General features: G+C 76.7%; 2 protein-coding genes. Both read left to right on the plus strand.

Going from position 1 to position 13,125, the window contains the following annotated elements; all coding sequences use genetic code 11:
• Positions 1-35: 35 nt before the first annotated feature.
• Positions 36-9,833 carry a type I polyketide synthase gene (locus tag AWW66_RS28295; RefSeq protein WP_169807189.1) on the plus strand — a complete coding sequence of 3,266 codons (9,798 nt, stop codon included), beginning with the start codon at positions 36-38 and terminating at the stop codon, positions 9,831-9,833.
• 58 nt (positions 9,834-9,891) lie between these two features.
• Positions 9,892-13,125, plus strand: a 3,234-nt coding sequence (locus tag AWW66_RS28300; protein WP_067372628.1) for a type I polyketide synthase, incomplete at its 3' end; no start/stop codon positions are given.

Raw genomic sequence — 13,125 nt, forward strand, 5'->3', positions numbered from 1 at the left:
CGGCGACGTTGCATGTGGATGAGCCGTCGCCGTTCGTGGATTGGTCGTCGGGCGCGGTCGAGTTGTTGACCGAGCGGCGCGACTGGCCGGAGACCGGCCGACCCCGCCGCGCCGCCGTCTCGTCCTTCGGTCTGAGTGGCACGAACGCCCACCTGATTCTCGAGCAGGCTCCAGCGGACGAGGAACCGCCTGTCGAAGCCGCTCCGAGTCGCAGTCTTCCGGTCGTGCCCCTGGTTGTCTCCGGCAAGTCGACCCCGGCGCTGCGCGCCCAGGCCGAGCAGATCCGTGGCGTTCTCGCGACCACCCCAATCCTGGACGCGGGCTGGTCGTTGGCGTCGACGCGGTCGGCGTTCGAGCGCCGGGCCGTGGTCCTCGCCGCCGACCCCGCGACCGCCGACCGTGGCCTGGCGGCGGTGGCCTCGGGTGACCTGACCACGGCGCAGGTGGTCACCGGGCCGTCCGGTGCGCTGCCCGATGGCCGGGTGGCGTTCGTGTTCCCGGGGCAGGGGACGCAGTGGGTGGGCATGGGTGCCCGGCTCCTGGACGAATCGCCGGTCTTCGCGGAGTCGATGGTCGAGTGCGCGGAGGCGTTGTCGGCGTTTGTGGACTGGGATCTGCTGGACGTGGTGCGTGGGGGCGCGGGAACGGATCTGTTCGGTCGGGTTGATGTGGTGCAGCCGGTGACGTGGGCGGTGATGGTGTCGCTGGCCCGGTTGTGGCGGTCGGTGGGTGTGGTGCCGTCGGCGGTGGTGGGTCATTCGCAGGGCGAGATCGCCGCGGCCGTGGTCGCCGGTGCGTTGAGTCTGTCGGACGGTGCGCGGGTGGTGGCGGTGCGGTCGCAGGTGATCGGCCGGGTCCTCGCGGGCCCGGGTGCGATGGCCTCCATCGCGCTGCCGGTGGCCGAGGTGGAGTCGAAGCTCGCCGCGTTCGACGGCCGGCTGGGCGTGGCGGCGGTGAACGGCCCGTCCGCGACGGTGGTGTCCGGGGACGTGGACGCGGTGGTGGAGCTGGTTGCACGCTGTGAGGCCGAAGGGGTCCGGGCGCGAAAGATCCCGGTGGACTACGCCTCGCACTCGGCGCACGTGGAGGCGATCGAGGCCGAGCTGCTGGAAGCCCTGGCCGGGGTCAGCCCGCAGGCGGCGGAGATTCCGTTCTACTCGACGGTGGAGTGCGGGCCGGTCGACGGTACCGGTTTGGATGCCGGGTACTGGTATCGGAACCTGCGGCAGCGGGTGTTGTTCCGCGAGACCGTGGAGCGCCTGGTCGGGGACGGGTTCACCGGGTTCGTGGAGTCGAGCGCGCATCCGGTGCTGGTGCCGGCGGTGCAGGAGACGGTGGAGGCGGTCGGTCCGGAGGGGGCGGCCGGGGTGTCGGTGGGGTCGTTGCGGCGCGACGACGGTGGCCTGGACCGGTTCCTGACCTCGATGGCCGAGGCCTTCGTCGCCGGGGTCGACGTGGACTGGAAGGCGGTGTTCGCGGGCACCGGGGCCCGGGTGATGGACCTGCCCACGTACCCCTTCCAACGACGCCACTACTGGGCGCCCACCCCGACCACCGTCGGCGCCACCGTCGACGGCGCCACCGGCGACCCGACCGACGAGCACCGGTACCGGGTCACCTGGAAGCCACTTCCCGTCGGCGCCCCCCGCCGGCTCACCGGCCGCTGGCTGCTGGTGGCACCCGAGGCGCTGGGCGGCGACGAGACGACCGACGGCGTCCGGCAGGCCCTGACCGCCCGGGGCGCCACCGTGGACCTGCTGACCGTCGACCCGGCCACCGACCGGGCCCGCCTCGCCGAACACCTGACCGCCGCCACCGCGACGGACCCGGCCGGCCTGACCGGCGTCGTCTCCCTGCTGGCCCTCACCGGCGGCGACGAGCCGGACGCCGTGCCGCTCGGCCCGACCGCCACCCTCGCCCTGATCCAGGCCCTGGCCGACACCGGCACGCCGGCCCGCCTCTGGGCCGTCACCCGGGGTGCCGTGGCCGTCTCCCCGGGCGACGTGCCGGACGCCGGGCAGGCCCCGGTGTGGGGACTCGGCCGGGTCGCCGCCCTGGAGCTGCCCGACCGCTGGGGTGGCCTGGTGGACCTGCCGGCCGGCCCCGACCCCCGCGCCTACCCGCACCTGGCCGCCGCGCTGGCCGGCACGGCCGGCGAGGACCAGGTCGCCGTCCGGGCCTCCGGGCTGCACGGTCGACGCCTCGTCCACGCCCGGCCCGGTGCCGGAGACTGGCAGCTCCGGGACACCGCCCTGCTCGTCGGCGAGCCCGGACCGGTCACCGTACCCCTGGTCCGTCGTCTCCTCGACGGTGGCGCGACGCACGTGGTGCTCGCCGGCCCGGCCGCCACGTCCAGCACCGACCTGCCCGCCGACCGGGTGACCCTGGTCGACTGCGACCCGACCGACCGCGACGCGCTCGCCGCCCTGCTCACCGCCCACCGGCCCCGCGCGGTCGTGGTGGCCCCGCCGCCCGTCGCGGTGGCCGCCCTGACCGACACCGGGCCGGCGGACCTCGCCGCCGCCGTCGCCGCCAAGACCACGACCGCCGGCCACCTCGACGCCCTCGTGGCGGAACTGGACCTGGAGCTGGACGCCTTCGTCGTCTGCTCCTCGGTCACCGGCACCTGGGGCGGCGCCGGGCACGCCGGCTACGCGGCCGGGATCGCCCGCCTGGACGCGCTCGCCGAGGCCCGCCGGGCCCGAGGGCTGCCCGGCACGGCGGTCGCCTGGACACCGTGGGCGCACCCGGACCCCGCCGACGGGACCGGCCCCGACCCCGAGCTGCTGCGCCGCACCGGGCTCACCCCCCTGGAGCCCGACACCGCGCTCGACGCGCTGGCGCGGGCCGTCGCCCGGGGCGAGGGCCACGTCACCGTGGCCGACGTGGACTGGGCCCGCTTCGTCGCCGCGTACACCGTGGCGCGGCCGACCACGCTCTTCGACGAACTGCCCGAGGCGGGCGCGCTCCGCGACGCCGACCAGGCCCCCGCCGACGACGCCGACGGCTCCGACCTGGCCCGCTCCCTGCGCGGCCGGCCCCTGGCCGACCAGCACCGGGCGCTGCTGCGGGTGGTCCAGGCCCACGTCTCGGTCGTCCTCGGCCACGACGAGACCGGGGAGGTCGACCCGGACCGGGCGTTCCGGGAACTGGGCTTCACCTCCGTGGGGGCGGTGGAGCTGCGCAACCGGCTCAACGCCGCCACCGGGCTCGCCCTGCCGGCCTCGGTCGTCTTCGACCACCCGAGTTCCCGCGCGCTGGCCGCGTTCCTGCGCACCGAACTGCTCGGCGCGCAGGCCGGCGACGGCCCGGCGGACCCCGCCGCCGGTGACCTGCCGGCCGCCCCGTCGACGGTGGGCGACGACGAGCCCATCGCGGTGATCGGGATGGCCTGCCGGTTCCCCGGCGGTGTCGCCACCCCCGAGGAGCTGTGGGACCTGCTGGAGAAGGGCCGGGACGGCATCTCGACGTTCCCCACCAACCGAGGCTGGGACGTCGACGGGCTGTACGACCCGGACCCGAACGCGCCCGGCCGCACCTACGTCCGGGAGAGCGGCTTCCTGCACGACGCGCCGGACTTCGACGCCGCCTTCTTCGGGATCTCCCCCCGCGAGGCGCTGGCCATGGACCCGCAGCAGCGCCTGCTGCTGGAGACCACCTGGGAGTCCCTGGAACGGGCCGGACTCGACCCGACCACCCTGCGGGGCACCCGGACCGGGGTCTTCGTGGGCACCAACGGCCAGCACTACATGCCGCTGCTGCGCGACGGCACGGACGACTTCGACGGCTACCTCGGCACCGGCAACTCGGCCAGCGTGATGTCCGGCCGGCTCTCCTACGTCTTCGGACTGGAGGGCCCGGCGGTCACCGTCGACACCGCCTGCTCCGCCTCGCTGGTCGCCCTGCACCTGGCCGTCCAGGCGCTGCGCCGGGGCGAGTGCGGACTGGCCCTGGTCGGCGGGGCCACCGTGATGTCCACGCCGGACATGCTGGTGGAGTTCTCCCGGCAGCGGGCCATGTCACCCGACGGCCGCTCCAAGGCGTTCGCCGCCGCGGCCGACGGCGTGGGGCTCAGCGAGGGCGCCGCCATGCTCGTGGTGCGGCGGCTCTCCGACGCCCGACGCGACGGGCAGGAGGTCCTCGCCGTCATCCGGGGCACGGCCGTCAACCAGGACGGCGCCAGCAACGGGCTCACCGCCCCGAACGGCACCGCCCAGCAGCGCGTCATCCGGCAGGCGCTGGCCGACGCGGGCCTGCGCGCCGAGCAGGTCGACGCCGTGGAGGCCCACGGCACCGGCACCGCGCTGGGCGACCCCATCGAGGCCCAGGCGCTGCTCGCCACGTACGGCCAGGGGCGGCCGGCGGACCGGCCGCTGTGGCTCGGGTCGCTGAAGTCCAACATCGGCCACACCCAGGCCGCCGCCGGTGTCGCCGGGGTGCTGAAGGTGATCCTGGCGCTGCGCCACGAGACGCTGCCCCGCACCCTGCACGTGGACCGGCCGACGCCCCAGGTGGACTGGTCCTCCGGCGCGGTGTCCCTGCTGACCGAGGCGGTGCCGTGGCCGGCGGGCGACGAGCCGCGCCGGGCGGCGGTCTCCTCCTTCGGTATCAGCGGCACCAACGCCCACGTGATCGTCGAGCAGGCCCCGCCCACCGTGCACGAACTGCACGACCACCCCTCCGACGTGGTCACCGTCCCGCTGTTCCTGTCGGCCCGGGACAGCACCGCGCTCGGTGCGCAGGCCGGTCGGCTGCGGGCCCGGCTGGTCGAGGCACCCGACCTGGACATCGCCGAGGTGGGGTACACCCTGGCCGGCAGCCGGGCGCACTTCGAGCACCGGGCCGTGGTCGTCGGGGAGAGCCGCGCGGAGGTGCTCGACGCCCTCGCCGCGCTGGCCCGGGGCGAGGAGCACCCGTCGCTGCTGCGGGGCCGGGCCGCCACCGAGGGCCGGGTCGCGTTCGTCTTCCCCGGGCAGGGCTCGCAGTGGGTCGAGATGGCCGACGAGCTGCTGGACCGCGCCCCGGCGTTCCGGGCCAGCGTCGAGGAGTGCGACGCGGCGCTGCGGGCGTACCTCGACTGGTCGGTGCTGGACGTGCTCCGGCACGAGCCGGGCGCACCCTCGCTGAGCCGGGTGGACGTGGTCCAGCCGGTGCTGTTCACGATGATGGTGTCGCTGGCCGCGGCCTGGCGGGCGCTGGGCGTGCACCCGGCCGCCGTGGTCGGCCACTCCCAGGGCGAGATCGCGGCGGCCTACGTGGCCGGTGGCCTCACCCTCGACGACGCCGCGCGGATCGTCGCGCTGCGCAGCCAGGCGTGGCTGCGGCTGGCCGGCCAGGGCGGGATGGTGGCCGTGTCGCTGCCGGTCGACCAGCTCCGCGCCCGGCTGGCCCGCTTCGGTGACCGGCTCTCCGTCGCGGCGATCAACAGCCCCGGTACGGCCGCGGTCAGCGGCTACCCCGACGCGCTCGCCGACCTCGTCGAGGAGCTGACCGCCGAGGGGGTGCACGCGCGGGCCATCCCCGGGGTGGACACGGCCGGGCACTCCGCGCAGGTGGACGTGCTCAAGGACCACCTGATGGCGGTCCTCGCCCCGGTGTCGCCGCGCAGCTCGCAGATCCCGTTCTTCTCCACCGTCACCGGCGGGCTGCTGGACACCGCGCGGCTCGACGCCGACTACTGGTACCGCAACATGCGTGACCCGGTGGAGTTCGAGCAGGCCACCCGCGCGATGCTCGCCGAGGGGCACCGGGCGTTCCTGGAGCCCAGCCCGCACCCGATGCTCGCGGTGTCGGTGCAGGGCACGGCGGCGGACGTCAACGCCACCGTGGCGGTGCTCGGGACGCTGCGGCGCGGCAAGGGCGGCGCCCGGGGCTTCGGGGTGGCGATCGGCCTCGCCCACGCGCACGGCGTCGCGATCGACGCCGCGGTGCTCTTCGGCACCGACTCGCGCCGGGTCGACCTGCCGACGTACCCGTTCCAGCGGGAACGGTACTGGTACCAGGCGCCGGCCGTGGCCGGGGACGTCGCCTCCGCCGGTCTCAGCGGCACCGACCACCCGCTGCTCGGCGGCGCCGTCGAGCTGCCCGACCAGGGCGGTCAGGTGTACCCGGCCCGGCTCGGCCCGCGCAGCCACCCGTGGCTCACCGAACACGCCCTGCTGGGCACGGCGATCCTGCCCGGCGCCGCCTACGCCGAGCTGGCCCTCTGGGCGGGACGGCGCAACGGGGCCGAGCGGATCGAGGAGCTGACCCTGGACGCGCCGCTGGTGCTGGCCGACGACGGGGCGGTGCAGGTCCGGCTGGTGGTCGGCCCGGCGGACGCGGACGGACGGCGGCAGCTCACCGTCCACTCCCGCGTCGACGGGGCGGAACCGGACACCGCGTGGACCCGGCACGCCCAGGGCACCCTCGGCCCGGCCGACCCCGCCGACGGCGCGACGCCGGAGCCGGCCTGGCCGCCGGCCGGCGCGGAACCCGTCGACGTGGCGGGCATGTACGACCGCTTCGCCGACCGGGGCTACCAGTACGGCCCGCTGTTCCAGGGGGTACGGGCCGCCTGGCGGGCCGGCGACACCGTGTACGCCGAGGTGGCCCTGCCCACCCCGCAGGCCGGGCAGCCCCGCTTTGGGGTCCACCCGGCGCTGCTCGACGCGGCGTTCCAGGTGATGAGCCTCGGCGCGTTCTTCCCCGAGGACGGGCAGGTGCGGATGCCGTTCGCGCTGCGCGGCGTGTCGTCGTCCGGCGGCGCGGCCGACCGGCTGCGGGTCACCGTCAGCCCGGCCGGCGACGACGCGGTGCGGATCGCCTGCGCCGACGAGCAGGGCCGCCCGGTGGTGACGGTCGACTCGCTGCTGGTGCGTCCGGTCCCGGTCGCGGCGCTCACCTCGGGCGCCCCCGGCACCGCCGACGGCGTGCCGTACCAGGTGACCTGGGCCGCCCGGCCGGCCCTGACCGCCGTACCGGTCCAGCGCTGGGCCGTCGTCGGCGGCGACGACCCCGGGCTGACCGGCGGCCTGGCGCGGGCCGGCACGGTCTGTGACCCGTACCCGGAGCTGGCCGCCCTGGTCGCGGCGGTGGCCGAGGGCGCGGCGGTGCCCGACGTGGTCGCCGTGCCGGTCGCCGCCGGGTCGCCGGTCGGGCCGGACGCGGTCCGCGCGGTCGTGCTCCGCGCCCTGGAGCTGACCCGGGCGTGGCTGGCGGTCGACGGCCGGCTGGGCGCGGCCACCCTGGCGTTCGTCACCACCGGGGCCGTCGCGGTCGGCGACGGCACGCCGGAGGTGGACCCGGTCGCCGCCGCCGTGTGGGGGCTGGTGCGCTCCGCCCAGTCCGAGGAACCGGACCGGTTCGTCCTCGTCGACGTGGACGCCGACCCGGCCGGCGCGCAGGCCCTCCCGGCCGCGCTGGCCACCGGGGAACCGCAGGTGGCGGTCCGCGCCGGGACGGTGCACGTGCCCCGGTTGACCCGGCCCCGGCCCCGCCCCGACGGCCCGCTGACGCCCCCGGCCGACGCCGCCTGGCGGCTCGCCGCCGGTGGGCAGGGCACCCTGGACGGCCTGGCGCTGGTGCCGGCCCCGGACGCCGAGGCGCCGTTGCCGGCCGGTCACGTCCGGGTCGCGGTCCGCGCCGCCGGGGTCAACTTCCGGGACACCCTCATCGCCCTCGGCCTGTACCCGGGCACGCCGGTGCTGGGCGCGGAGGGCGCCGGGGTGGTCACCGAGGTCGCGCCGGACGTGGCCGGGATCGCCCCCGGCGACCGGGTACTGGGCATGTGGACCGGCGGGTTCGGCCCGGTGGTCGTCGCCGACGCCCGGATGGTCGCCCCGGTACCGGACGGCTGGTCGTTCGCGCAGGCCGCGTCCGTGCCGGCGGTCTTCCTCACCGCCCACTACGCGCTCACCCGGCTCGCCGGGATCCGCCCCGGCCAGTCGCTGCTGGTGCACGCCGGCGCCGGCGGGGTCGGCATGGCGACCCTCCAGCTCGCCCGGCACCTGGGCGTGGAGGTCTACGCCACGGCCAGCCGGGGCAAGTGGGACGTCCTGCGCGGCCTCGGCCTCGACGACGCGCACATCGCCGACTCGCGCAGCCTCGACTTCGCCGACCAGGTCCTGGCGGCCACCGGCGGGCGGGGCGTGGACGTGGTGCTGAACTCCCTCGCCGGGGAGTTCGTGGACGCCTCCCTGCGGCTGCTGCCGCGCGGCGGTCACTTCCTGGAGCTGGGCAAGGCCGACGTCCGTGACCCCGAGCGGATCGCCGCCGGGCACCCGGGCGTCGACTACCGGGCGTTCGACCTCGTGCAGGCCGGGCCGGAGTTGGTCGGGGAGCTGCTCGGCGAGCTGATGGCGCTCGTCGACGCGGGCGTGCTGCGGCCACTGCCGCTGACCGTCCGGGACGTGCGCCGGGCCCGGGACGCGTTCCGCCTGATCAGCCAGGCCCGGCACGTCGGCAAGGTGGTGCTGACCATGCCGCCCGCGTTCGACCCGTACGGCACGGTGCTGCTCACCGGCGGCACCGGCACGCTCGGCAGCGCCGTCGCCCGGCACCTGGTCACCCGGCACGGGGTCCGGCACCTGGTGCTGGCCGGCCGGGGCGGACCCGCCAGCGAGGGCGCCTCCGCGCTGGTCGAGGAGCTGGCCACGGCCGGCGCGTCGGCCACCGTCGTCGCCTGCGACGCCGCCGACCGGGAGGCGCTGCGCCGCCTGCTCGACGGCATCCCGGCCGCGCACCCGCTCACCGCCGTCGTGCACACCGCCGGTGTCCTCGACGACGCCACCATCACCGCGTTGACCCCCGGGCAGGTGGACGCCGTGCTGCGGCCCAAGGCCGACGCGGTGGTCAACCTGCACGAGCTGACCCGGGACCGGGACCTGTCCGCGTTCGTGCTGTTCTCCTCGGCGGCGGCCCTGTTCGGCAGCCCCGGTCAGGGCAACTACGCGGCGGCCAACGGGTTCGTCGACGCGTTCGCCCAGTACCGGCGCGCGCAGGGACTCCCGGCGGTGTCGCTGGCCTGGGGCCTGTGGGCGGACAGCAGCCGGATGGCCGGGCACCTCGACCAGGAGGGGATGCGCCGCCGGATGGCCCGGGGCGGCGTGCTGCCGCTCACCACCGACCAGGGCCTGGCCCTGTTCGACGCCGCGCAGCGGGTGGACGAGGCGCTCCAGGTCCCGATCCGGCTCACCGTCGGCGCGCTGCGGACCGCCGGCAGTGTCCCCGCGTTCCTCACCGACCTGGTGCCCACCACGGCGACCGGCGGCGCGGCCGGCACCGTGGCCCGCGACGACGCGGAGCGCACCCTCGCCGACCGGCTCGCCGGGCTCACCGCCGACGAGCAGCGGGACGTGGTGCTGGAGAGCGTCCGGGGACACGCCGCGGCCGTCCTCGGGCACACCGACCCGCAGGCCGTCGACGCCGGCCGGGCCTTCCGGGAGATCGGCTTCGACTCCCTGACGGCGGTGGAACTGCGCAACCGGCTCGCCACCGCGTCCGGGCTGCGCCTGCCGGCGACGCTGGTCTTCGACCACCCCACCCCGGACGCGCTCGCCGCGCACCTGCTCGCCGGCCTCGCGCCCGAGCCGGCCACGGCGCAGGTGCCGTTGCTGGCCGAGCTGAGCCGGCTGGAGGCCGCCCTGGCCAGCACCGACGAGGCCACCCTCGACGCGCTGGACGACCTGGTGCGGCGGGAGATCGGCGTCCGGCTCGCGGCGCTGTCCGGCCGGTGGGGCGCCACCCGCGACGACGCGGCCGAACCCGACGTCGCCGAGGCGGCCGAGGTGCTGGAGTCCGCCGCCGACGACGACATCTTCGCGTTCATCGACGAGCGGTTCCGCACCTCCTGACCGGCCCTCGGGACGGCGACGAGGCGGACGGGACCGACGGACAAGGATGGGTTTGGGCATGTCGAACGAGCAGAAGCTCCGCGAGTACCTGAAGTGGACCACCACCGAACTCACCCGGGTCTCCGACCGGCTGCGCGCGGTCGAGACGCGGGCGCACGAGCCGATCGCGATCGTCGGCATGGCCTGCCGCTACCCGGGCGGGGTCAACACCCCCGAGGAGCTGTGGGAGCTCGTCGCCTCGGGTACGGACGCGATCTCCCCGTTCCCCGACGACCACGGCTGGGACGGCCACGCGCTGTACGACCCGGACCCGGCGGCGGCGGGGCGCACGTACTGCCGGGAGGGCGGCTTCCTCGACGGGGTCGGTGACTTCGACGCCGCCTTCTTCGGCACTTCGCCCCGGGAGGCGCTGACCATGGACCCGCAGCAGCGGCTGCTGCTGGAGACCTCCTGGGAGGCGCTGGAGCGGGCCGGTATCCCCCCGGACTCGCTGCGCGGCAGCCGTACCGGGGTGTTCGTCGGGGCCTGGAACGACGGCTACACCGACCTGGCCGGGCAGCCCTCGGCGGAGCTGGAGGGGCACCTGCTGACCGGCGGGGTGGTCAGCTTCACCTCCGGGCGCATCTCGTACGTGCTGGGCCTGGAGGGCCCGGCGGTCACCGTGGACACCGCCTGCTCGTCGTCGCTGGTGGCCCTGCACCTGGCGGTACGGGCGCTGCGGCAGGGGGAGTGCGACCTGGTGCTGGCCGGCGGGGCCACGGTGCTGGCCGACCCGGCGGTGTTCGTGCAGTTCTCCCGGCAACGAGGACTGGCCCCGGACGGCCGCTGCAGGGCGTTCGCCGACGCGGCGGACGGGTTCGGGCCCGCCGAGGGGGTCGGCATGCTGGTCGTGGAGCGGCTCTCCGACGCCGTCCGGCACGGGCACCGGGTGCTGGCCCTGGTCACCGGCACGGCGGTCAACCAGGACGGGGCCAGCAACGGGCTCACCGCGCCCAGCGGCCCGGCCCAGGAACGGGTGCTGCGGCAGGCGCTGGTCGACGCCCAGGTGACGGCGGCGGACGTCGACGCGGTCGAGGCCCACGGCACCGGTACCCGGCTCGGCGACCCGATCGAGGCGCGGGCCCTGATGGCCGTCTACGGCGCGGGCCGGCCCGCCGACCGGCCGCTCTGGCTCGGCTCGCTGAAGTCCAACATCGGCCACACCCAGGCCGCCGCCGGGGTCGGCGGGGTGATCAAGACGGTGCTGGCGATGCGGCACGGGGTCCTGCCGCCGACCCTGCACGTGGACACCCCGACCACCGAGGTCGACTGGTCGACCGGCCAGCTTGCCCTGCTGCGCGAGGCGACGCCGTGGCCGCAGACGGACCGGCCGCGCCGCGCCGGGGTCTCCTCCTTCGGGGTCAGCGGCACCAACGCCCACGTGGTGCTGGAGCAGGCCCCCGCGCCGGCCGACCCGCCCGCCGCGACCGGCACCCCGCCGCCGGTGGTCCCGCTGGTGCTCTCCGCCCGGTCGGCGGCGGCGCTGGCCGGGCAGGCCCGGCGGCTGCGCGACACCCTGGCGGCCACCCCGGACCCCGACCTGGCCGCCACCGGCCTCGCCCTGGTCACCACCCGGTCCGTCTTCGACCACCGGGCGGTGGTGACGGCCACCGGCCGGCAGCCGGCGCTCGACGCGCTGGACCTGCTGGCCACGGGCGAACCCGGCCCGACCGTGACGACCGGTGTCGCCGCGCCCACCGGGCGGACCGTCTTCGTCTTCCCCGGCCAGGGCACGCACTGGGCGGGCATGGCCGCCGACCTGCTCGCCGAGTCGCCGGTCTTCGCCGAGTCGATGGCCCGGTGCGAGCAGGCGCTGGCGGCGTACACCGACTGGAAGCTCGGCGACGTGATCCGGGGCGCGGCCGGCAGCCCGCCGCTGGAGCGCGTCGACGTGCTCCAGCCCGTCTCCTGGGCGGTGATGGTGTCCCTGGCCGAGCTGTGGCGCTCGCTCGGCGTCGAGCCGGACGCGGTGGTCGGCCACTCCCAGGGCGAGATCGCCGCCGCCGTGGTGTGCGGCGCGTTGACCCTGGCCGACGCCGCCCGGGTGGTCGCGCTGCGGTCGCAGGTCATCGGCCGGGTGCTCTCCGGCCTGGGTGGCATGGCCTCGGTCCAGCTCCCGGCCGACCAGGTCGCGCCCCGACTGGCCGACTGGGCCGGCCGGCTCGACGTGGCCGCCGTCAACGGGCCGCAGTCCACCGTCGTCGCCGGGGACGCCGACGCGGTCACCGCCCTGGTCGCGGCGTACGAGGCGGAGCAGGTCCGGGTCCGGCGGATCCCGGTGGACTACGCCTCCCATTCGGCGCACGTCGAGCGGCTGCGCGACGACCTGCTCACCGTCCTCGGCCCGGTCGCTCCCCGCCCGGCGCGGATCCCCTTCTACTCCACGGTGGACGCCGTCCGGATCGACACCACCGCCCTGGACGCCGCCTACTGGTACCGCAACCTGCGCGGTCAGGTCCGCTTCGCGGAGACCGTCGGGCTGCTGCTCGACGCCGGGCACCGCGCCTTCGTGGAGGCCGCCGCGCACGCCGTCCTCGTCCCCGGCATCCAGCAGATCGGGGACGCGGCCGGCGTCCGGGTGGTGGCCGTCGGGTCGCTGCGCCGGGACGCGGGCGGCCTGGACCGGTTCCTGACCTCGGCGGCCGAGGCGTTCACCCAGGGGGTGGCCGTGGACTGGTCCCGGGCGCTGGCCGGCGCCGCCGGTACCGCCGTGGACCTGCCCACCTACGCCTTCCAGCGGCAGCGCTACTGGCTGGAGCCCGCCGCGCCGGCCACCGCCGCGACGACCGTGGACGGCTGGCGGTACCGGGTCGGCTGGAAGCGGCTGGAGCAGACCGGCGGCCCGCTGACCGGACAGTGGCTGCTGGTCACCGCCGGGGACCAGCCGGCGGAGCCGGTCGAGGCGGCCACGGCGGCGCTCACCGCCCGGGGCGCGCAGGTGCGGCACCTGAGCGTCGACCCGGTCACCACCGACCGGGCCGCCCTCGCCGCGCTGCTCACCGCCGCCGGCCCGGAGACCGAGGGCGTGCTGTCCCTGCTCGGCGCGGACCGCCGCCCGCACCCCGCGCACCCGGACGTCGCCGTCGGCACCACCGCGACGCTGCTGCTCACCCAGGCCGTCGCCGACGCCCTGCCCACGGCCCGGCTGTGGACCGTCACCCGGGGCGCGGTCGCCGTCGCGCCGACCGAGACCGCCGACGAGCACCAGGCGCAGGTCTGGGGGTTCGGCCGGGTCGCCGCGCTCGAACTGCCC

The sequence above is a fragment of the Micromonospora rosaria genome (assembly GCF_001567585.1).
GTDB classification, from domain to species: Bacteria; Actinomycetota; Actinomycetes; order Mycobacteriales; family Micromonosporaceae; genus Micromonospora; species Micromonospora rosaria.